At 43.5% G+C, this 23437-nt stretch carries 19 protein-coding genes and 1 pseudogene; 11 read left to right on the forward strand and 9 right to left on the reverse strand.

Features of this window, described 5'->3' with window-relative positions:
- Window positions 1-232: pseudogene (locus tag L5M10_RS13990) on the forward strand (IS4 family transposase); the annotation flags it as partial.
- A 357-nt stretch (window positions 233-589) separates the two neighbouring features.
- Here the strand turns inward: L5M10_RS13990 and L5M10_RS13995 are convergent.
- Window positions 590-1534 (reverse strand): hypothetical protein, encoded by a 945-nt coding sequence (locus L5M10_RS13995; protein ID WP_263255441.1) that lies wholly within the window; start codon window positions 1532-1534, stop codon window positions 590-592.
- A 1049-nt stretch (window positions 1535-2583) separates the two neighbouring features.
- On the opposite strand from L5M10_RS13995, the gene L5M10_RS14000 reads away from it, so the two are divergent.
- The 9 genes from L5M10_RS14000 to L5M10_RS14040 all read left to right on the forward strand — a co-directional run bounded on the left by L5M10_RS14000 (window position 2584) and on the right by L5M10_RS14040 (window position 9756).
- Window positions 2584-2958 (forward strand): hypothetical protein, encoded by a 375-nt coding sequence (locus L5M10_RS14000; protein WP_173245680.1) that lies wholly within the window; start codon window positions 2584-2586, stop codon window positions 2956-2958.
- A 144-nt stretch (window positions 2959-3102) separates the two neighbouring features.
- Window positions 3103-3555: a hypothetical protein gene (locus tag L5M10_RS14005; RefSeq protein ID WP_263255442.1), complete on the forward strand. Its 453-nt coding sequence runs from the start codon at window positions 3103-3105 to the stop codon at window positions 3553-3555.
- 354 nt (window positions 3556-3909) lie between these two features.
- Window positions 3910-4218 carry a hypothetical protein gene (locus L5M10_RS14010; RefSeq protein WP_263181153.1) on the forward strand — a complete coding sequence of 103 codons (309 nt, stop codon included), beginning with the start codon at window positions 3910-3912 and terminating at the stop codon, window positions 4216-4218.
- Window positions 4219-4275: 57 nt separating this feature from the next.
- A complete protein-coding gene (locus L5M10_RS14015) occupies window positions 4276-4791 on the forward strand; it encodes a ClbS/DfsB family four-helix bundle protein (protein ID WP_263184589.1) in 516 nt (171 codons plus the stop codon).
- Window positions 4792-4821: 30 nt separating this feature from the next.
- On the forward strand, window positions 4822-5478 hold the full coding sequence (locus tag L5M10_RS14020) for a Vat family streptogramin A O-acetyltransferase (protein WP_263184591.1): 657 nt from the start codon (window positions 4822-4824) through the stop codon (window positions 5476-5478).
- Between the two features lie 176 nt (window positions 5479-5654).
- Window positions 5655-6491 (forward strand): AraC family transcriptional regulator, encoded by an 837-nt coding sequence (locus tag L5M10_RS14025; RefSeq protein ID WP_263255443.1) that lies wholly within the window; start codon window positions 5655-5657, stop codon window positions 6489-6491.
- A 125-nt stretch (window positions 6492-6616) separates the two neighbouring features.
- Complete coding sequence (locus L5M10_RS14030; RefSeq protein ID WP_263199264.1) at window positions 6617-7462, forward strand: AzlC family ABC transporter permease; 846 nt, start codon at window positions 6617-6619, stop codon at window positions 7460-7462.
- Window positions 7459-7761: an AzlD domain-containing protein gene (locus L5M10_RS14035; RefSeq protein ID WP_219250232.1), complete on the forward strand. Its 303-nt coding sequence runs from the start codon at window positions 7459-7461 to the stop codon at window positions 7759-7761. Before L5M10_RS14030 ends, L5M10_RS14035 begins: the two co-directional genes overlap by 4 nt.
- 702 nt (window positions 7762-8463) lie before the next feature.
- Entirely contained in the window at window positions 8464-9756 is a 1293-nt protein-coding gene (locus tag L5M10_RS14040; protein WP_212599863.1) for an aerolysin family beta-barrel pore-forming toxin, read from the forward strand.
- Between the two features lie 116 nt (window positions 9757-9872).
- Here the strand turns inward: L5M10_RS14040 and L5M10_RS14045 are convergent, their stop codons facing one another.
- The 8 genes from L5M10_RS14045 to L5M10_RS14080 all read right to left on the reverse strand — a co-directional run bounded on the left by L5M10_RS14045 (window position 9873) and on the right by L5M10_RS14080 (window position 21108).
- Window positions 9873-10586, reverse strand: coding sequence for a helix-turn-helix transcriptional regulator (locus tag L5M10_RS14045; protein ID WP_028760503.1), 714 nt, complete (start codon window positions 10584-10586; stop codon window positions 9873-9875).
- A 109-nt stretch (window positions 10587-10695) separates the two neighbouring features.
- Window positions 10696-11145 carry a GyrI-like domain-containing protein gene (locus tag L5M10_RS14050; RefSeq protein WP_263204213.1) on the reverse strand — a complete coding sequence of 150 codons (450 nt, stop codon included), beginning with the start codon at window positions 11143-11145 and terminating at the stop codon, window positions 10696-10698.
- 88 nt (window positions 11146-11233) lie between these two features.
- A complete protein-coding gene (locus L5M10_RS14055) occupies window positions 11234-11617 on the reverse strand; it encodes a VOC family protein (protein WP_263255444.1) in 384 nt (127 codons plus the stop codon).
- 174 nt (window positions 11618-11791) lie between these two features.
- Window positions 11792-13513 (reverse strand): phospho-sugar mutase, encoded by a 1722-nt coding sequence (locus L5M10_RS14060; RefSeq protein WP_263255445.1) that lies wholly within the window; start codon window positions 13511-13513, stop codon window positions 11792-11794.
- A gap of 172 nt (window positions 13514-13685) precedes the next feature.
- Window positions 13686-17243: an ABC transporter permease/M1 family aminopeptidase gene (locus L5M10_RS14065; RefSeq protein WP_263255446.1), complete on the reverse strand. Its 3558-nt coding sequence runs from the start codon at window positions 17241-17243 to the stop codon at window positions 13686-13688.
- Window positions 17244-17255: 12 nt separating this feature from the next.
- Entirely contained in the window at window positions 17256-18134 is an 879-nt protein-coding gene (locus L5M10_RS14070) for an ABC transporter ATP-binding protein (RefSeq protein WP_263255447.1), read from the reverse strand.
- A gap of 253 nt (window positions 18135-18387) precedes the next feature.
- Window positions 18388-19926: a hypothetical protein gene (locus L5M10_RS14075; RefSeq protein ID WP_263255448.1), complete on the reverse strand. Its 1539-nt coding sequence runs from the start codon at window positions 19924-19926 to the stop codon at window positions 18388-18390.
- Between the two features lie 195 nt (window positions 19927-20121).
- The gene (locus L5M10_RS14080; protein ID WP_263181162.1) at window positions 20122-21108 is read right to left on the reverse strand and encodes a TerC family protein; all 987 of its coding nucleotides are present in this window, start codon (window positions 21106-21108) and stop codon (window positions 20122-20124) included.
- A 689-nt stretch (window positions 21109-21797) separates the two neighbouring features.
- On the opposite strand from L5M10_RS14080, the gene L5M10_RS14085 reads away from it, so the two are divergent.
- Window positions 21798-23423 carry a peptide MFS transporter gene (locus L5M10_RS14085; protein ID WP_263255449.1) on the forward strand — a complete coding sequence of 542 codons (1626 nt, stop codon included), beginning with the start codon at window positions 21798-21800 and terminating at the stop codon, window positions 23421-23423.
- The last annotated feature ends 14 nt before the right edge of the window (window positions 23424-23437 follow it).

The following is a 23437-nucleotide window of genomic DNA, read 5'->3' on the forward strand; positions in this document are numbered from 1 at the left end:
GATGGTTCAATGCCTGTTGTGGCTAGTTGGTTTACACGCACAGCAACAGGGCTGGGATAAGCATTTTCAGGCCAATACCATTGGGCATCGAACGGTACTCTCAACGATTCGCTTGGGATTGGAGGTACTCAGGCGGCCTGATTATCAAATCACGGAGAAAGAATTGCTGGCGGCCTGGGTATTATTCGCCAATCAGTTGCTCAAATATGGCTATGCTATGGCTGATTTATGAGGGGATCCTTCAGGGCTCTGCGATGATATCCATATCATCGAAGGTCACGTCCGCAATCGAATTCGGCTTAGCAAATCTCGGTGTAATTTGCGGCAACGTTTTAAAAAGATGGAAGTTTAGCTATTGCGCTTGTTCTACCCCTTAATCAATTAAACGACGAACAGACGGGACGCGATTAACGCCACAAACACGCCGACAGCAATCGCCACAAAAGTTAAGCATGGTTTTCCCCTTGGGATACGCTGCCTCACGGCGGGCTAACGTGCCAACGCTTCACAGCGTTGGCTAAATACGCTTATAGGTACACGAAGATTTTAGGCAGGAGAAAAGCGTACCCGTTAACGGGTACGTGAGTGATTATGGTTGAATTATATCTTTAATTATTTTTTTCTTTTGAGCGTCTATATTACCCACAACCATAAAAAATGTGTCTTTAGTGCTAAAATTTTGTCTAAATATGTCATCCCCGACAGTTAAAAAACTTAACTCTCTATTAGAGTAAGATAATTTATTGATTACCTCTCCAATGTTCCGTATAAGAATTAACATTTTTGATATATCATAACTTGATATACTTTCATATTCTACGGTACTAAACTCCTCTAATGAAAGGGCTCTACTTTTATAAACTGCATAGCTTTTATTCAATGTGTAATGTTCAGTAGCAACCCTTAAACCAAGAGACTCAAGCAGTTCAAAAATCGCATCATCAAACTCGCGAATAATATCAAATTTATCTTTAATGCTTACACTTCCAAGCCGAACAACACCAGTTCCTAAGCTACCTCCACGACCATAAATTCTGGCAAAGGAACTTTGACTAAATAAATTGTCAAAAAAATCCCTATATAGAACTTCAACATCATTTATGTCTGATGTAAATTCAAATTTATTTGGTTTGTTTTTTGGGAATAAAAGATTGTAAAAAGAGTTAAAGCTAACAATCTTTACATCACTATCCAATAGTTTACTATCCAACTCTTCATTAATTATTTTTCGATGATGAAAATAATTGCTATAAGTATTTTGTGATATTGATATTTTAATTTGATACTGAGTTTCCTCACTTTTATGCAAGAGAGCTGCTAGTGCAAGTAATGCAACTGTAGCCTTCGCCACATCAATTGGAAAACTGAATAGACTGGTAAAATAGGAAAAGCAGATGTTTGAGGCACACAGCTTAGAGTCATATTCCAAAACATCATTAATTATTATCGAGATTGATGACATGGTAAATATAATCAAACCAATAATAAAAATAATTTGAAAAGGCCTGTAGTCTTTTAGTTTTACTGTGCTCATAAATGTATAATAGTAGGTTGGTTTTACTAATGTTAATCATATGAACAAACTTAATCAATGAACTATTTTTCTTAGTTTATGTGCACAATTTAACTATTTCTATTTTGCCTCCTTGAATATTTCCTTTACTACCTGATTGGTATTCATATCCTTCATCACATTATCCAATGGAACCAGCTTCGCCAGCACATTGGGGCTGATATCCATTTCTGCGGCCATCATACGGCGGTCGGCGGCGCGGCTTTGGCGACCACAGCGAATAATGGTCGCATTACCTAATGCGGATTTGTCGGATTTGGCGATAATTTAAAGAGACACCCATTGTTAAATGTCTAAAAGTGGTTGTAAGCATTACTCGGTTTACTTTGCATGACTTGCAAACAACACAATAGCAGAAGGAGTTCACCTTCCCCTCGGAGTTGCCGCAGGGCGAATAGACAAATTGCGTGAGTCTTGCCATGGATGGCAAGCTAGCTTTCGCAGGTGCAGGAATGCATCCTTCGGAAGCGATAGCAAATTTGGCAATGAGCACAAGGGGCTTTCAACTCCGTTGGGGCGTCTTGGAGCATCCAAGGAGGATAGGACGAGCAGTCCTCCTTGGTCAGGTGTGGGGTGAAGCCCCACGACCTTGTTTTGTTTTTTATGCCACGACAGAAAAGAGTGAGGACACCCACATGTTTTTAAGATTAAAAATGAATATATGCCCTGATGTACCGACTTGAAAAGGGAAACTGATAGTGCGGGAACTGGCTAAAAAGGTACCCAGGAATTAACGAAATTAAGCACTCTTATGGAAGTGGCCGTTGGCGGCATGGCCGCTCATTCATATCTGACCCATAGGAGTAGGGGGAATATCACTATTATGTCGGGAACATAATTGACCATGTGACCGTGGCATTCGCGCATCCATATGCAGTAGATGCCGCCGTCGACCCCTCTGGGATGACTTTTATTATTTAAGCAGAGCGTGTCACTGGAATGAGAGTGCTTAATTGTGTCGCTGAATTTATAGTTTCAACATCAACACATCACTATATCAAGGAACGACTATGTACTTTATTGCAGCTTTTGGTCTATTGATGTTGTTATTAAGCCTAGTGATGGTTGTAAAACCTGCGTCTTTCTCGAAGGGTATTATTTCATTTAGCGAGCAGCCCTACTTCCATATTGCTGAAGTGTTTAGCCGAGTTATTGCGGGTCTCATTTTTACCCATTACTCAACCGATACTCAGTTTCCACAGACCATTTTTGCGATAGGTATTGTATTGTTCAGTGTTGGAATGGGCTTGGCGTTAACGCCTCCAAGGTTACATAGGAAGTTTGCGCTATTGTCTGCTCAATACTTCAACAATAAATTCCGTTTAATTGGTCTATTTTCCATCCCGTTATCTTTGTTACTTATCTATTCTGCTGTTGGCGCCTAAAAAATAGTATGCAATCCAACAACAAGGATTTTGTCACAATAATTTAGTTTTAGCTAAAGCATCGCCACTTGTAAAAAACAATGCTAAGGTAATGATTCGTACAACAAGTATAGCTTTCCAAGCAGAATCTGTCGGAGAAAAAGGATGTTTATCAGATATATTTTAATGCTCACTGCCGTGCTGCTATGCCTTTACCCTGTTTGGGGATTAGTGAGCCCAGCAAGCTACTTGCAGGAGATATTAGAGGTTTATCCCGATGCGGAACAAGCCAGTCATACTCAAGTACGAATTACGGCGGCTATTTTATGGATAAGCAATCTGACGCTATCATTTGGGTTACTATTTATTGCAAAATTCATTAAACAACCTCAAACGTACATATTCGCGAAAATATCGTCTATCGCATTAATTAGCTATCCATTTATTCTGACGATAACAGAGGCAATTTCTCACAGTATTCTATACCGCCACCTAGAACATCCTACGTTGACAATCGAGTTTTCAGCGCAAAAAATGTTCTATTTCGTATTTGGCCTGATCATTCTGGGAATTTATCAATCCCAACAAGAGTACAAACGCGCCAAAGAGAATGGTTAATTTATCAACATATTTTAAGGAAAAACCATTGAAGTTCTTTATCTCTTTTATCTTTGCTTTTATTGGCTCCAAATTATTATTCAAATACTTCGATTTTCACTACGATATTTTTAGCGATCCTTTTGATCCATTGAAATTTATTATTGATACGGGGGTGTTCGTTGTTATTTTTATATCAACACAGATACTGTATGAAAAATATTGGGAAAAACGAATAAACAAGAACAGCCATAATTCCCTCAACTAATGCACATAAGGATAATGCGCAGAGGGACTATGAATAATATATGCTGTTAACACGCTCACAAGCACTAAGCGACCAACAGAAACCACATAGGAACTAGAAAGCTTTATATGCAAAAAATCATTCTACCACTGCTCATGCTAAGCCTTGGTGCATGGTCTGGTTTTACTCAAGCACAGGACACCAGCGCGTTATGGGGCAAAGAATACGCTGAGGTGAAATCGAGTTTATTAGCTGCTGGCTGGGTATTAGCGCCCGTAGCAGAAGATGAAACGCCAATGACAGAAGATTACCCTGAAATAACCTGTGGTAACGGCGCGATGGCCATTTGCTCTGTCGGCGTTAAGCGAGACAATAGTACACTTACCTTAGTTGTTGAATCTATTGAACAAGTGCTTATTGTGGCAGGTGAATACTAAACTGCCCAATGGACGATGTGAAATTCAGCCTAAGCGCCTGACATAAACGAGGTAGTGATGACATCTATCCCCCAATCAAAACAAGAACTTGAATTGGCTATTTACTCAGTTTTCCCCAAACTGATGGCTGACTATCGTTCAATCCCAACCCAAATGTCCCGTGTGTGCAGCATAGAAGGAAACATCAAAGGTACACAAATTAGTGTAAGTGATACAGTCGCTTACCTTATTGGCTGGGGTAAATTAGTGCTCAAATGGTACGAGTTAACATCGCAAGCACTCCCCGTTGATTTTCCCGATACGGGTTATAAATGGAATCAACTGGGATTATTAGCAGAGCGATTTCATCATGAATATAGCCAATGGCAATATACTGATTTACTTGATGAATATGAAATGACAATGGAAAAATTGTCAGCGCTGATTGCGAGTCTCAGTGATCAGCAACTGTACGGCATAACTTGGTACGATAAATGGACGTTGGGCCGTATGATCCAATTCAATACTTATTCCCCGATGAAGAATATGCGTACCAAAGTACGACGATTCAAAAAAGACAATGCATTACCCTAGTAAACAACTCTTTTAAGCACGGAGGTATTCATGCCAAGTACCCACACTCACCCGCAGTTAGGTCCTAACCCCAACGATAAAGCGCCGATGAAAGGCTTTCCTCAGGTTGGTTTTCTTAAAAATTTTATCACCCGCGAGAACATTATTGTCGGTGATTACACTTATTATGACGATCCAGCTGGTCCTGAAAGATTCGAGTCGAATGTACTTTATCACTTTGACTTTATTGGCGATAAACTGAATATCGGTAAATTCTGCGCCATTGCGAAAGACGTGAAATTCATTATGAATGGCGCCAATCATCAAGTATCTGGCTTTTCAACTTATCCCTTTTATATCTTCGGCAATGGCTGGGCGAAAGCGGCGCCCAAGCCCGAAGATTTACCTTTTAAGGGCGACACCTGTATCGGTAACGACGTATGGATTGGTTATAACGCCACTATCATGCCAGGGGTGAAAATTGGCCACGGCGCCATTGTTGCCAGCCAATCCGTAGTGACAAAAGATGTACCGCCCTACGCTGTGGTTGGCGGTAATCCTGCCACAGTGATCAAGCTGAGATTCGAGCAAACTGTGATAGATGAGCTTGTTGCCATCGCTTGGTGGGATTGGCCGATAGAGAAAATCACTCAACACCTAGAGGCTATCGCGGGGGCAGAACTCACAACATTACAGCAGGCAACCTAAATAACGCCTATCGCGAGCAAGACTGAACGACAAGCATTAAGCAACACACATTAAAAAAAACGCCATTAAACGCAAACAAAATCCAATATGCGCAATTTTGTACAAAAGCACTGAGGGTTTCTGGGTTACTATCAGGCACAACCCGCCCATTCATACACTAAACACGAAGGCCTAGTGTGAACACAGAACATGCGGCCTACCAGATTCCCGATGAATTAGGTGGCCTCGAGTTACTCAATGCCCACTACCATAAACAAAACTTTAGTCGGCACACCCATGAAGGTTATACAGTCGGCGTGATTGAAACGGGGGCGCAGCGTTTTTATCGCACAGGTGGCAACCATGTGGCGCCAAAGCACAGCATCATTCTCGTCAACGCCGACGAAGTCCATAATGGCTGTAGCGCCACCGAGGGCGGTTGGTCCTATCGTGCCATGTATCCAGTACCCGCGCAGTTTGCCAATATTAACAGTGAGCTAGCATCAAACCGCGGTGCGCCCTATTTCCCTGAGCCCGTAGTGTACGATCCTGAATTAGCCGAACTGCTGCGCCTCACCTTTACTACCTTAGATACATCGGACAATCGCTTACTGCGCGAAAGCTTGGTCTATTCAAGCTTGACACAGTTGATGACACGCCATGGCAAGAATCGCCCAAGCGATGACCTCGCTGTAATCGCTAAGCCTGCGTTAGCACTGGTGAAATCCTTTATCGACGATCATCCTGCAGCCGACATCTCCCTTGAAGAGCTGGCAACACTCGCGGGATTAAGCCCCTATTATTTGCTGAAGCAATTTCAGCGTTATTACGGCTTACCGCCCCACGCTTACCAAATTCAAGCAAGAGTGAGACTCGCCAAAGGAAAAATCAAACAAGGCACACGGCTGCTCGATGTCGCCCTCGATTGTGGTTTTCACGATCAAAGTCACTTGAATCGACATTTTAAGAAGACAGTCGGTGTTACCCCGGGGCAATTTGCCAAAGAAATAGGCCGCAATATTATCCAAGCCTAAACAATCACTTTAAGTTAATCTGCCATGCTCATTCTTGCTTTCTCCTCGATTGACTAAGCAAGCAAGCTTATCCAAGCATTTATTGTTTAACAGCAACCCCGTCGCCGCTATTTTTAGGAGCCAAAGTGACCACCGACAAGCTTATAGAACCTAATGTTTATCCTGTGCATCCATCGAAATCCAAGGCATTTTTAAAAGGTACATTAGCCATGATGCCGTTGACAATAGCGGTTGTACCTTGGGGAATTTTAGCGGGCTCCTTCGCCATTGAGGTTGGGCTAACGCCCATTGAGAGCCAAGCTATGTCGGCGATTATCTTTGCGGGCGCGGCTCAATTAGTGGCACTCGGCATGGTGAAAGCCGGTATTGGTCTGTGGAGTATCTTAATTACGACGTTACTCATCACCTCACGCCATCTGTTATATGCAATGGCGATGCGCAGTCAAATCAGTCCTTTGCCGTTAAAGTGGCGCCTGACATTGGGCTTTTTGCTCACAGATGAACTGTTTGCCATCGCTAATCAAGGCAAGTTACATAAGTTCGACCCTTGGTACGCCCTTGGCGGCGGTTTGAGTTTCTATATCGGTTGGAACATAGCCACACTACTTGGCATAGTGGCGGGCAATGCGATCGAGAATTTAGATGAGATGGGATTAGATTTTGCCATCGCAGCCACCTTCATCGCTCTGGTCGTTCCTACCATAAAAAAGCCATCGATTCTCGTCTGTGTATTAGTCTCGCTCACCCTAGCAGTAGTATGCGCCGTTTTTAAAATTCAAGCGGGACTGCTCATTGCCGCCATTGCGGGAATGACGGCAGGTGTACTTTACGCCAAAGTGACCAAGGAAGCGGAACGCGCAGAACAATCCGCCAGTCACAGTCAGCTAGCAAGCGCACAGACCAAAACAGAAGTGGATACTGGAGTTGGGACTGACATTAAGACAAAAACATTGTCAGGAGAAAAAGCATGATTTGGTTAATGATCTTTTCAATGGCGGCGGTTGTGTTTATCAGTCGTCATTTACTACTTGAGCCTAAACTACCGCTGCGATTAAGTAAGGGCACCCAAACCTTTTTAAGTTACTCGGCCCCTGCGGTACTCACTGCGATCTTTGCGCCCATAGTATTTGTGCAGGAAGGTCAGCTCGATCTGAGCCTAGACAACAGCTATCTCATCTGCGCCTTAGTCGCTACAGTGTTGGCGCTCGTCACCCGTAATACCTTACTGACAACAGTGCTGAGTATGGGACTGTTTTTCTTTATCCACTAAGTCAACAAAGAGTCAGTGTTCAGCAACGGCACTGACTCTTGCATCAATCACTTACACTGTCCCTACCACTCTTTTACACAGCCTAACCCCTCTGAGACATCGCCCCCTAGAAAATTACTTCCACGTTATCTTGATTTTCCACAATCTTCATATATTTAGACTCTTATGTCTGTGCAACTAACAGTATCGGCTTTAACGGTATTTCACACATCGACGATAATGGAAGAGTGATGATATTTATCAGCAATAACAAAGGCTCAAACAATAAAAAAAATACTTAACCTAACCATATTCAAACTATTTAGTCTCTAAAACGTCCATTCAGAAATGTTATTTACAGCATCTATTACAGCACTCATCTCAGTATAGTTCTCGGAATGAAGAGTCCATTTAAAAAGTTTTACATAATAAAATGCCGCATAAATATTAATCCACATTCAAAAACCAACCAACCAAAAATTAAAGTAAATACACTATATTATAAAGTTCTAAATACCGTTTAAAAATAAAGTGATTAACATTTTTAACCAGATTAAAACACGCCTAAAATTAATTCATTTTTATTTTGTTTAATAAAAATAAAAGTGTTAGCTTTTTAGATGTGCCTAGCAGTAATGATTATTTATATGATTCAGGACTACATATAATTGCCATCGGCGCTCTCAATGAAAGGACGTATTTTATTAAAATAAAGGAACAATCATGAGAACAAAATCTAGCCTGGGTATATTAACTTTATCCTGTTTAACCGCACTTGGAACTGTTTCTTTGTTGGCCGAAGCTGCTATTCCGAATACTATTCCAAAACTGTCAATGGTAGAACACGCAGCCCCTGATCTTGATTCGCTTAAAAATGATGCAATTAACGACCCCTCGTTTATCAGCTCGTTATTCTCCTTAGGACACCATCTCGGATATGCATGGGCTGGCGGTACAGCATCCCAGTATGTTGGTGAAGACATCGAAGTCAGAAGAGAATCGAGCAACGAATACAGTCTTAAAGCCCGCTATAACGGTAATGATCCTTATGCAAGCGGCTACAGAGCGAATGAACGTTTGAAGGTAAATTTACAAAATATTCATTTCGTCACTAATCCTCAAAGTCTAAAGTTAGGTTCACCTCAAGTTTATGATCGTGAGGCTATTTATACTGCTCCTGTGGTTATCTATAACTGGGGCGATACCGAAGATACCGGTGTCGCCACTCTTAACTATGATTACACCACTAGCTGGGCCAAAACCGATAATTTCTCCTTCTCCGAAAAAATTGGCGTAACCAATAAATATGAAGTGGGTATTCCAGGAATAGGTGGAGCGAGTTCTGAAATCAGCGCCGAATTTTCTGCCAGCCAAGGTTGGAGTGAAACCGACGGCAAAAGTACAACGATTTCGAGTCAGGCGCAGTACCGCGCAATTATGCCGCCTCGCAGCAAACGTTATATTTCAATCACCCTATTTAAACAAAAGGCAGATGTCCCATACACCTCAAGTTTATATATGATGTACGATATAAAATATGAGAACTTCTTAAAATGGGGTGGTAATGCGCATATTAATCATCCGACAAATAGACCTAACTTTCCTTACACCTTTGGCGGAGCGAATGCGAATAATCTTAATGGACCAGAAGCCTTAGTCGACCAATATCTTCATCAAGATATTAACGGTTATGGTGTATGGGATTGGCCTGCAGCGATTAATTCGGCACAGTCAAAAAGTGGCTTTGAGTGGCAATTGGCGAATATTGTTAGACAACATGGCGCACCTATCAGCGGTAAATTTACAGCAATAGATTCGAGTCAATTTAATATCGATGCCAGTGAATCCTATCCACTAACGGATGAAGACATTGCTAATCGTCCTAAAAGCGCTCAAAAATTAGGACTGAGTCGTAATATTCAGGTTGCCGTCGGCGAGCTCCAAAACAATGATGAAGATGGTTTAATCAAAAAACTGAATATTTCGCAATCAAGTGAAGTCATGTTAAACAATTAAAAACGGTGAGCTTAGGCTCTCAATAACTACTATGACACCAGTATCAGAGAGATCTCGATACAACTAGCGAATTACTAGAAAGTTACTAGCAAATTAGAAATGTAATACAAAGCCACTCATTCGAGTGGCTTTTCTTTCGCTTCTGCTCGCGCCTTCGATTGCTCATCCATCAGGCAAATATAATCTTCAAGCTCTTGCCCAAGAGTGAGATCAAAATGACGGTTTAACCGCACAAGACCTGTGATGCGATCGACCCTGAAATTACGAAAATCAGCACGTAGCTCACACCATGTCAGTAAGGTCCAAGTACCACGCCAAAAATAGATGGCGAGCGGCCTAACTTCCCGCTCGGTAACATCCAGTTTGACATCTTGGTAGAAGAGTTTGACGTATTCGCGGCGCTGAGCCGCATTACGCAAGGGATCAAGGAATTGAAACTCATTGGAATCGAGGTAAAAATCCGGTGAAAACATTAAGGATTGATAGGCTTGTAATCGTTTAGGCAACACAGCTTCGACTTTAATCATCGCCTGCCTCGCGGCGCTACCAAGCTCCTTACCACCCCAAGTTTGCACCATACGCATGCCAACTTGAATCGCTTCGAGTTCGGCTTCGTTAAACATCAAGGGCGGAACATTCACCTCGTGGCGCAACAAATAGCCGACACCCGCTTCCCCTTCAATAGGAATGCCACTTAAACACAAATCCTGCACATCACGGTAAATCGTGCGTGTAGAAACCTCTAACCGTTCAGCCAACTCTTGGGCTGTGGTCAGGCGTTTATGTTTGAGAATTTGCACTATTTGAAATAGGCGATCGGCGCGGCGCATTAGCTCTGGTTTAACCCTTTATCTATCAATCAATTGATTAAGTATTATTACCCTAGGTCAATCGCTGGTATGTCCTTGAATACACACTTGAGTGTTTTTACGATTTGAATCATAAAATCCCGATATAGATCTCAACCTCAGTAGCACTAAGATAGACTTCAAAATCCGTTTGATAGCGTCGCTGATGAAAGCAATCAGCCGCGCTAAAATAACCCCACACTTGCCCCCAAAGATCGATAACACACTGTGGCATATCACCCTGAGCAGTGAATTTTAGGTACTTGCCCGCGTTAAGCTCCAATGGCGTAAAATGACTTGCATCAACAGGGGCATCAATTGCCTTACCCACCAGCACAGAAAACTCGCCATTCATGTCTGACTCATAGTCATAATACACGCCATACATGGGCGAATTGAGCATAGCGGTCAGCTGGGATGATTCAAAAAAGGCTTGCCATAAACTGCCAATTTTAGCGCTATCGATAGACATTTCTGCCCGATTATTCGTGCGGGTGCTTAGTCCAAGTAACGGTCGAGCATCAATATAAACCACATCCATCTTTGTTTCTTCCATAGAAATCTAAACCAATAGGTTAATGTTAGCGTCGTGCCTTAAGGACACGACGCTAAAAATTTAACACTCGAGACTACTTATCCTTAGACCACAGACCGACTTTATTGCCTTCACTATCGGCAAATAACGCGATGTAACCACACTCTCCACCATTAATCGGCGTCACTGGCAGCAAAATATTCACATTGGCGGCAGCGAGTTTATCCACTAGCGGTTGTAAGTGGGTGCTGAAATGCAAATACACTGTGCTGCCCTGCATCGATGGTTGGCTCATGCTGCATTTGACTAGCCCTATGCTCGCCGCACTCGCATCCTCAGTGACTATGCTCGCATATTCCATTTCTTCCATATCGTCACGTTTAAACTCGACCCCAAAATGCTGTTGATAAAAAGCAACGGCACGGTTCATGTCACTGACAGGAATTTCACCCCAAACTAACGGTGCAATAGATAACATTTTCACTTTCTCCTTGTTGAAAAAATATCAATGATTCAAAACCTTATTAGTACAATTCAGGACTGAATCATTAACGGGCGACAACAAGAATAAAACAAGGCTACTGACAGCATGATGTCAGTAGCCTTTTAATAAAAGTGAATTTTGGCGTTTTAACTTAACCAGCAACCAAGATTATTTTGGCAAACTGGCTTGGTGAGCCTGAATAAAATCATCCATGGCTTTGCTCGCCCTCGCTTGGGCGCTAGCTAAGGTATCTGTATCAACCATAGTTTCTACCACTTCGTAGTAGCACTTAATTTTAGGTTCAGTGCCAGATGGTCTGACGATCACCCGAGCGCCGCCCGCTAAGCAGTAAGTCAATACATCGCTCGGAGGTAAGTCGATTCTCTCAACACTGCCATCAACAAAACGACGCTCAAGTGCCTTTAAATCATCGGTTGATAGCACATCTAACTCACCAATCTTAACCGGTGGATGCTCGCGCAAATAGGCGCCAATATTGGGCGTGTCAGGTTTTAAGGCAATACTCACCTGCGCATTGAGATGGAACCCATGCTCACGGTAAATTTGCTCGAGTCTGTCCCAAATCGTTTGCCCCTTCGCCACCAGCTCGGCAGTCAATTGGGCAAATGCCACCAGCGCCGACAAGCCATCTTTATCCCACACCATACTGCCAACTGTGTAGCCAAGAGCTTCTTCATAGGCAAACAGGAATTGATCCTCAGGCGAAGTTTTCGCAATCCCTACATTCATCAGCCACTTAAAGCCAGTGAGCGTGGTAAAGCTTTGCGTGCCAAACCCTTGAGCAATCTTAGATAACAGACTCGATGACACTATCGTTGTGCCCGTAAGTCGTTGATTATCTTTGGCGTGAGATAACAAGTAATGCCCAAAGAGCACACCGACTTGATCGCCCGTCAACATCTGATACTCGCCATCCTCTTTACGCACTGCGACCGCAAAACGGTCGGCATCGGGATCGTTAGCACAGGCGAGCATAGCGCCGTGTTTTTTCGCCTCGGCAATCACTAAATCCATCGCCCCTTTTTCTTCTGGGTTTGGGAAGTTAACCGTCGGGAAATCGCCATCGGGTTCACGCTGGGAGGCAACCGAATACACTTGGGTGAAACCGGCATCTTTCAATACCGTTTCGGCCATTTCGGCACCCACGCCGTGCATGGCGGTATAGGCTAAACTCACCTTTTCAGGGGCGGTATGGTTTTGCAGCACCTCAGCTTGCTGCACGCCATGACGATAGCTTTGGTAAAAATCGTCCTGCAGGATAATTAACTTACCTTGTTTTACCGCGTCATCATGCTCTAAAAACGGAATAGCTTGATTCGCGGCGCGCTCAATTTGCGCGGCAATGCCAGAGTCGTGGGGCGGAATAATCTGCGCGCCATTCTCCCAATAGACTTTATAGCCATTGTATTGCGGCGGGTTATGACTCGCGGTCACCACAATGCCCGCTGCCGCATTAAAATGTTTTACCCCAAAGGCCACCAGCGGCGTTGGCGCTACTTTGGACGTTAAGCGTACCTTAATCCCCATAGCGGTGAGCACACTCGCTGCATCATGGGCAAAATTGAATGAGTCGTGGCGGCCATCATAACCAATCACCACGCCACGCTCGGCTGCATCTTTAATCTGATCAAGTAGATATGCACCAAGACCAGCAGAGGTTTGACGGATCACCAAACGGTTCATCCCCATAGGCCCAGCACCGACGACACCGCGTAATCCTGCTGTGCCAAACTCCAAGCGACCCGCAAAGCGCGCTGCGAGTTCGGCTTCATTGCCGCTATCAATTAGGGTTTGTAACTGGGCTTGAGTGCGAGGGTCAGGATCATTTTCAAGCCAATGGTTTACCTGTAACTGCAGATGGGTATTCATATCACGCCTCATTGAAAATCATTTGCAATCACCTTAGGAAAAAGCACGTAGAAGAACAAGCTAATTTGCATTAATTTCAAAATGAGCCCAGGGTTTTGCCATAAAAAACGCACTATCTAACAGGTCATGCCAGATAGTGCGTTGGTTTTAACAAACTGGTTTCAAAACGGATTTAGAGTTTAAAGATATTATCCTTCGTATCTCTGTCGATGAGCTTCACAAAGGGATCGACCCCCACATAACTGGGTTTTTCAGCCAAAGTGATCGTCAGCTTGTTTTCACCACTGACCAGCCTATGCTTCTCAATCAATAACACCTGTTTGTCATCCTTTAGCTTATCGGGATCGGCACTAAAGGCACCGATATCGATGATGGCATCTAAAGATTGTTCGGTTTCTTCACCTTTACCACTGGCGACTTTGCGACTGGCATAAATGCTCAAGTCAACTTGCGTCTTACCATCAGGCAGAGTGGTCATTACCGCATTGGTTAACCTAAGATCGTAGAGTGTGATCTCATTAAAAGACTCATCGATAAAGCGGGCTTGCGCTTCATCTGTGCCTTGCTCAAGGTAACTCACTAAATCCAATGTGGTTGGGAAAGGATCGTTACGATACTGATAACGCGCTAAGAATGCCTTCAAATTAGCGTTAAGTTTCTCTTCACCCAACACATCTTTAATGGCCATCATCACCACTGAGCCTTTCTGATAATGAATGTACTGCTGATTTTCACTGCGCAGCAAAGGCATCTCCTTTATGGACTCGGATGAACGGCCGCGTAAATATCTATCTAATTCGTATTTCAAGAATTTACGGATCATTTTATCGCCATACTTTTTCTCCAGCACCATCAGCGCCGAATACTGCGACAAGCTTTCGGATATCACAGCACTGCCCTGCACATTCGCAGCGCCCACTTGGTGTCCCCACCATTGATGCGCCACTTCATGGGCTGTGACGTAATACACAGGATCGATATTATCCTCATTGCGTAAATCAGTAATAAAACCAATACGCTCTGAGTAAGGTACTGTATTAGCAAAACTTTGTGCAAAACTACGGTAACCCGGAAACTCCATAATTCGCATTTGCTTATGCTGATAAGGCCCAAATGCTTGTGTGTAGTAATCGATAGAATCTTTAACCGACTCTATCATGCGCGCAATGTTCCAAGGATGCTCCGCATGGTAGTAAACCTCAACCGCAACACCATTGTGCTCAGTTTTTTCCACCTGATAACGGCCCGAAATAATCGCGTAGAAATTCACCATAGGGCTATCCATTGAATAATGGAAATACTCACGCCCATCCTGCTGCCACTGTTTTTGCAAATACCCTGGCGCTAATGCAATTTGATCTGCACTTGTCGAAATAGTGGCTTCAAACTGAATGAAATCACCATCGACACCAAAGAAGTTTTGCGTGTAGTAACGGCTGTCTTCAAGCTTGTTCGCTCGAGCTTTTTCGGCTAAATCGCGCTTTTCGCGCTCGTGGCGATCCATCAGCTCATAGCCGTCTTGATAACCAAAGAGGGGCAATAGTTCGAAGTTGTTGATGAAGGTGCCATTTTCAACCACTGACATATCAAAGCCAGCTTCGGCAATACCCACAGACTGACGTACTAATTGAATGTCCCCTTGCACCACCTGCCCAGGCTGCACAGGTGTCGAAAAGGTCAACCAAGCATTGCGATAGCGGCTATCTAACTCACCTAAGTTTGTATTTGGGATATTGATTTTTACCGTTTCGGCCTCAGTATGCTCGGGCCACTGCACTAACATCCTTTCGATTGGTTTATCTGACTTGTTTTGCCATTCGAATATCACCTTAGCAACAATTTTTCTCTCTTCAGGGAAAATATCAATATTCGCATTGACCTTAGTGGCCACTAAAATCGGCATGCTTTGGTATTGTTTGAAGGCCTTCTCATAATCGGCTTGCAGATCTGTGGTTTCATCTTGGGTTAAATAATGATTCAACACTTTTGTTTGGTAGAACAAATAACTGCCCATACCCAAAAACACCACCAAAGCAACGCTCACAATAGCTTTGCCACTAAAACCAAGCTGATAACTCAGTAATCCCATACGAGTTTTAAGGCTTTGCTGCGGTCCGCGATGGTACAAGCCATAACCTAAAACAAACAGGATAAGGCTAAAAGCCCCCCAGTAAATCATATAGAGTGCATGACTTAATAAACCCCAACCGTAGCCGTTCATATCCGAGTAAATTAAGGTCGGTGATTGACCAAAGTTATATAAGCTATGGCCAAATCCCCAGCTTGCCATAACAAATGTCGTTAGATAATAAGCAACAAATAGTCCCATACCTGCGTACTTATTTGGGCTAAGCACTTGCAGGAAAAACGCCAGCACAGCGGTCATCAACAGCGGCAGGAGGTAATAAAATCCCAGTCGAATAAGGTACTGAGCAATCTCAAGATTGGCTTGACCTTTTATCAATTGAAATACAATTGTGGTACACATTGCGAGCACATAGAGCAAGGTCATCACTATGACCACAGACACTAACTTTGAGCCCCAAAAGCTTAAGTTTGATACAGGAACGCTATCGACGATATCTCCCATTCCTGAACTGCGTTCACGCCAGACGATTTCTGCGCTGTAATAAATCAACACTATCACCATCAATAGCCCCGTCGCGCCAGCAATGTTATCCACCATATCTTGGGTTAATGGCCAATTAGATGTGCCGTACCAACCAAAATCATCGAACATGGGGCCGACTAAATTGAAAATAGTCAGCACACCTAACACCACAAATGGCGCGGTAAATAGTACTTGCCGTACTTCAAATTTAACCCGCGTCCAAAATTGCTGGCGACCATTAGGCTCAGTTGCCATAGCCAATTGTGCCAAAGGCACTAAGCTGGGGACTGTCCCCGCTTTATCGGATTTTTTCTCACGTTTCTTAGTCAAACTCGGCTGACGGAAAATCCCTGAAACGGCCAGTAATGCACAGGCAATTCCAAACCATATCGCCCTGTTTTGCAGTACGAGTCCTGAGAATTCAATTAACTGGCTATTCTTCTCGCTAATGGTCCAGTAACGGGTCACTTCGGCAAAGGTGCGCAGCGCAAAGGGATCAAGCAAAGCAGCAATAGTACGATATTGTGGCTGACTCGCCATTTCGCCCGTCAAGGTATAAAGCACCAACATGGCTACAGCGGTCAGATAGAGCGCCATTAAGGAACGAAAATGACTTGCCATCGCATAGAATAGAGTCGAGATCAGCAGCAAAGTCGGCATGGCGAGTAAAAAATACGGCACAAGATAATTCGATAACGCAAAAGGCCCAAAACGGCTAGCATCGACCCATGGCATAAAAGAGCCAAGCATTAACCCTATGGGAATAAAGGCAAATACCATCATCACCACAACAAAACTGCCGAGAAACCGACCAAATTGGTATGCAAATGGTGATAGGGGTTTGCTATAAATCAGCTCTTCCATCAAATGCTGATGATTGCGGATAGCCGTACTACCCACAAAATTCACCACGGCAAACATGGAAATGAGTCCCATGATCAACATGGTTTGAGTAATCCCAAATGGGCTATTTTTCATCACCTCACCGCCGCTACCAATTTGAATATTGTTAGAGACGACTGATAGAAAACTCATTAAAAACAATAGAAAAGAAACAACATAAAAGGATGGCTGACGCAAATAATAACGCCACTCAAACCTAAGCATTGATAACAACATATTGATATCTCCTTAGGCAGCCTGACGGCGGTGACTGAGTAAAGTAGAAAAATACAAATCTTCAAGCCCTGCTGTCGCAGGGATAAATCCCTCAGGACAAGTGTCAGCCATCACATTAAGGACAGTGCGTCCCGCTAATAAACGCTTAGAAATCACAGGTAATTGCGCTTCAAGCTCCTGCGCCTGTGCTTGACTCACAGTCTTAGTCCAAATTTTTTCCGTTAATTCACCCACCAATTGATGTGGATTGCCTTGAAGCAGAATTTTACCCGATGCCAAAACTGCCATATTAGCGCAGAGTTCAGACACATCTTCGACAATGTGAGTCGAGAGGATTACCACTTTTTCCTCACCTAAACTCACCAGCAAGTTATGGAAACGGTTACGTTCTTCGGGATCGAGACCCGCGGTAGGCTCATCCACAATCAATAACTTAGGATCACCAAGCAAGGCCTGAGCAATACCAAAGCGCTGACGCATACCGCCAGAGAAACCACTCACGGCTTTATTTTTATGCTGATAAAGATTGGTGTGTGCCAACAATCCTTCAACCGCTTCTTTACGCAGCTTGCTCTGATTAATGCCCTTAAGAATGGCTAAATGATCTAACAGGTCATAGGCGCTAATACGCGGATAAACATTAAAATCCTGGGGTAAATAGCCTAAGATTTTACGCAGCGCTTGAGGATCGGCTAATACATCAATACCGTCAAACACTATGCTGCCGCTGTCGGCACTTTGCAGCGCGGCAATGGTACGCATCAGTGATGACTTTCCCGCACCATTGGGTCCGAGTAAACCAAACATCCCTTTGGAAATCGTTAAATCAACACCATCGAGTGCTTTAACACCGTTATCATAGGTTTTAGTGAGATTAGAAATAGTCAGCATGCTTCCCTCTTGCGTCTGTGAGTTCAAAATACCGACAAACTATCACATAAAATTAACCTTTACAGTAGTTATCAAGATATTCATGTACTTACAGAATGCTAGCCAGCAAAACAAACTACATATTCTTAATCCCTAAAATAGCAAAAGGGACTCTATTTGAGTCCCTTGCTATTGAAATACAATATAAAAGTAAAAATATGCCACGAATTAAAATATGGCGTACCAAATACAATTAGTTACATAAACGCCAACATTAGCGCGAGGGTAAAGTGCCATCAAATACACGCACTTTGATATTCTTTTTTAGGTTATCTTGGTCTTGTTGCCATTCTTGCCACTGGGTGAGACTAATACTAAGCTGCAATGAAAAATCAGTAGAAATCCACTGTTTTTGCCCTTGAGTATATTTAGGTGCAGGGACTATGTTACTGGGTCCAACGAAGGACGCAGAACACATAAAGGTTTTGAAATACACTTGGTCAATCGATAAATCGAGGGCGCTGGGCGATGTTAAACATTGACCACTGCCCGGCTCTTGATACGAGGCAAATTGGTACAGGATTGCCGGTGTATTATTGGTACTATCGGGAACTGAAGCCGTTTGATGACAAGATAAACAGCTACTTAATGCATTATCTGCAGGGCCATTTAAACGCCCATTACACCCTAAGTGTCCCGCATTGGTGTGCTCATTCAAACGGCCAACGACCTCTTGAAATACCGCGCTATCCTTAAGCCCTGTGATTGGGTTTTGAGGGAATGCTGCCGCTCCCACTGTTGCTGGCGGCGTGTCATTCCCCCACATTAATCCCAGAGGTGAGATACGATCCCAAGGATTTTTCTCTTTCGCTTTAAACTGACCATCGGCGACAAAAGTGCCATAGGCCCAGCCCACGGGTGAACGGCTGTCTCGCACTGCAATATCAAACTGCAATAAGTACACATCGGCGACAGAGCGCGGGCATTGCTCTGTTTCCTGTTGGAAACTACAGGCACTGCCATCGGCGTTTTTACATACACAGAAATCACTGGCACTGATATTGGCTTGCCAAACAGGTACATTTTCAAGGAAAGGATAGTTATTAGGCGTTGCGGTAGTGAACAGTAACTTGCCAATCACACTGCCTTCATTAAATGCAAAATTTTGCTGGGGCATCACAGGTGATGGTGCCCCGGTCCATACCTTGCCAATGCTGTTTGCCGCCTGAGGATTATAAAAGCCCACCGCCCACATAGTGGTTTTAAGGGAGCCTTGGCCTTTTATCTCCATAGTAACGGGGGCTTCTCGGGTCAAGCCATGGATAAATTCCCGCCCACTCATGGGATCATAGGTCTGATAGGGAATATGGTACCAAGAGCGCACCTTGTTGTTACACAGATCCCAGTCTTTACTGACATCGCCTTTGTCGATGTTTCCCTCTTGGATGTACTTCATCACAGCCCAGAGGTATTGCTCAGCTTGGGTATTTTTATCATTTTCACTCAGATTCTTATCGAAGGGATTGAATTTAAGCCAAGGTGCAGCGCTATCTGGTTTGGCACTTGAATAAGCATCACTAAGGCTAAAAATAGGCCCCTTCCAGCCCGGATAAGCTTGATTGATGGTGACCTGATTATCCCACATACCTGTTTTTGTAAAAGCAGGATCTTGGAAGTAACTTGGATAGGCTCCAGTACAGGTTGAATTTGCGTTAGATCTAGTGTTGGGCGATTGCTTATCTGCAGCTTTTGCGTTGACTGTGGTCAATGAACAAACGGTGAGCAGAAGTATGGCGGTAATGTTGAGTTTCATAATATCGTCCTTGAAGAGTATTAGTCCTAAAAACTCCCTTTGTGAGCCCAAAACTAACAACGGCTCGAATTAAGCATAGACTAATTTTTAACATCTTCTGTAAAGCTTAACGATTCACATATTAAGGATATAAAAAAGGCCGTTTAGTATGACTAAACGGCCGAAACATATTACTTATTGGACTAGCCGTCCAAGCTATTTCTCAACTTCTTGCCCACGCGTCTTCCACAGCGAATACAAGACACCTAAGACTAACAGACCAAAAGTCACACCAAGGGACACTGCTGTTGGGATAGTAAAGTCCACTATTCCCTCGTGATTGAAATACACTAAACCCACTTTCACCCCAATAAATACTAATACCACTGACAGCGCATATTTAAGGTATTCAAAACGGTGCACCATAGCAGCCAACGCAAAATACAAAGCACGTAGCCCCAGAATCGCGAAGATATTCGAGGTATAAACGATGAAAGGATCTTGGGTAATCGCAAAAATAGCTGGAATACTGTCGACTGCAAACACCAAATCCGCGGTTTCCACTAAGATCAACGCCAAGAATAACGGCGTCGCCCACCATCCTTTTATTAACTGATGATCTTCGCCACGTACCCAGAATTTTTCTTTATGCAGCGTTGGTGTAAAACGCATCTTAGTGCGTAACCATTTATAAAACTTATTGTCTTGGATATCACCGTGCTCATCGTTTGAGAAGAGCATTTTCACGCCAGTGAAAATCAAGAAGAGTCCAAATAACACAAGTACACCTTGATACTGGGCAACAAGCACAGCACCAAGACCGATCATAATGGCGCGCAACACTATTACGCCCATAATGCCCCAGAAGAGCACTCTGTGTTGGTATAAACGTGGGATACCTAAGCTACTGAAGATTAACGCGATAACAAATACGTTATCCATAGACAGTGATTTTTCAATCAGATAGCCCGTTAGGTATTCCATACCGGCGGTTGAACCCTTGTACCACCAGAGCCAGGCCCCAAACAATAAGCCCATACAGATATAAAAGGCTGAAAGCTTTAAACTTTCAGCCACGGTAATTTCATGCTGATCCTTGTGCAATACGCCAAGGTCAAAGGCTAATAACGCCAGCACAAAACCGAAAAACATTAACCAAACCCAAAGCGGGTAACCCACAAATAGGGTGGTAAAAAACTCCATAAGTCTCCTTAGTAACACATAACGACTGATCTAAATCAGTAAAGTTGAGCAGATAGACATTGACTCATTGTAGAAATATAAACTGTGAAATCTTATATGAAAAATGCAACTATCAAGATTAAAATTCTTTTACAATCAATATAATTATGGTGTTTATTTATACTTATGCCTCGAATAAGTTCACTTCTCAATCACAGCGCTTCCCTGAGAAAATCATCTAACCCACCCATTCGTGACATTCCTTTAGATAGCAGCCTCGAACAAGCGCGTAGATGCTCTCCAATAATGCAAAATTGCTATCAATCATAAAACTTACACTATCCATTAAACGACGAACTACAGCTAAATCAAGGCTAAAGCCGCTAAGATAAAACTGCCATAGTTGAATTATGGCCACTATTTAGCACTCATTTCTTAACTGAAAATGAATTAATTTAACCGCTTAGTATTGCTATAGCGAGCCTTAAAGAACGGCTAAAAATGTTAGTTATACAAAATATTCATCACTTTCAAGACCCTTGGCTGTTCCATATCATCCGAGTGTGATTAACTGCTACAACAGCGCTGTCTTTTAGCGATCAAAAGCGCCGCGATAATCACAAATAATGAAAAATAATTAATAAAATTCATTACGATAAAATGAATCATTAGCTGCTCGGCGCATAAAGTGCCAGCAATGGGAGTCTTAAGTGTCAATAGAACAAAACCCGCCGCACGCAATGCAGGGCCCACAAGGCTCGCCCCCTGCTGAAATGCTATTTGGGCATCCTAAGGGCTTATTTGTCTGCTTTTTTACCGAAATGTGGGAACGTTTCTCTTTCTACGGTATGAAAGCATTACTGTTTCTTTACCTGATTAAATATCATCTATTTACCGATGAATTTGGTTACAACGTGATTGGCGCTTACGGTGCCTTAGTGTATGCCATGCCCGTAGTGGGTGGCTTATTGGCCGACCGCTATATCGGCATGCGCAAAGCGGTAATCTTTGGCGGTATTTTATTAGTACTCGGCCACTTAGGTATGGCCTTTGAAGGCCATCAAGCGGTTATCGTTGCAGGTGAAATTCAACGGGATGAACAAGCGCTGCAAGTATTCTATTTATCCCTCGCCTTAATCATTGTCGGTGTGGGCTTTTTAAAACCCAATATTTCCACCATAGTCGGTCAGCTTTATCCTAAATCATCCGCTAAGCGAGATTCTGGTTTTACCATTTTCTACGCGGGCATCAACTTAGGCGCCACCTTAGCCCCGCTAATTTGCGCTTATTTAGGTGAAACCTATGGCTGGAAGTACGGTTTTGGTTTGGCAGGTTTAGGGATGTTAGCGGGTTTATTGGTGTTTATTCGTGGCAAGAAACATCTACAAGGTTTCGCCGAACCCAGAGATCCCGCGCGGATTTTAAAGAAAACCGCCGGCATAACGACAGAACAATGGATTTACTTAAGCGCAATTGGCAGCGTAATCATAGTCTGGGGGTTGATTCAAACCCACTCCCTCGTACTTTCGATTAGCAGTTTATTACCCGCAGTGAGCCCAGTGATTTGGTTCTTGCACTCAGTATCACTAGTGCTCGCCCTTGGTATTGGCTGGTTCATGGTGAAACATTGTAATCCGATTGAACGTCAACAGATGTCGGCTTTGCTGCTTTTCATCGTTGCAGGTTTGGTCTTCTTCGGCTTATATGAGCAAACCTACGGCTCATGGGTAGCATTTTCGGACCGCGTGATGGACCGCAATATGCTCGGCCTCGAATGGAGCGCGGGACAGTTAACCTTCCTCGGCGCTTTCTTTGTGATCAGTTTGTCGCCTATCTTCGCTTGGTTGTGGCCTGCCCTCGCCCGTAAAAATTGTGACCTAAGTAAACCAGTTAAAACCGCACTCGGTATTTTGTTCGCGGGTTTATCCTTTATGGTACTAGTGCTCGGGATCCAGATGCCGCTAAGCAATGGCTTAGTGAGTATTTGGTTCTTAGTCGCGGCTTATTTTGTATTAGAAATCGGGGAGTTATTGTTGTCGCCCATAGGCTTATCTGCCGTGACTCAGCTTTCGGTAAAGCGTGTACTCAGCCTGATGATGGGTGCTTGGTTCCTCGGTACTTCATACTCTGAAATCTTAGCCGCCGAATTAAACAAGCTCGCCGCGATTGATACCCAAGGCGGCGTGATAAGTGACGTGCCGAGTGCAATGGCGCTATACGAGCAACTGTTTATCTTCTCGGCGCAAATTGGCGTGGTGATGGCATTAGTCTTCTTTGCCCTTGCGCCATTAATGAAAAAAATGATGCACGAGAAAATGGCAACTAACTCAGTTTAAGCATACAAACAAAA

The organism is Shewanella sp. SM32 (assembly GCF_025654235.1).
GTDB classification, from domain to species: domain Bacteria; phylum Pseudomonadota; class Gammaproteobacteria; order Enterobacterales; family Shewanellaceae; genus Shewanella; species Shewanella oncorhynchi.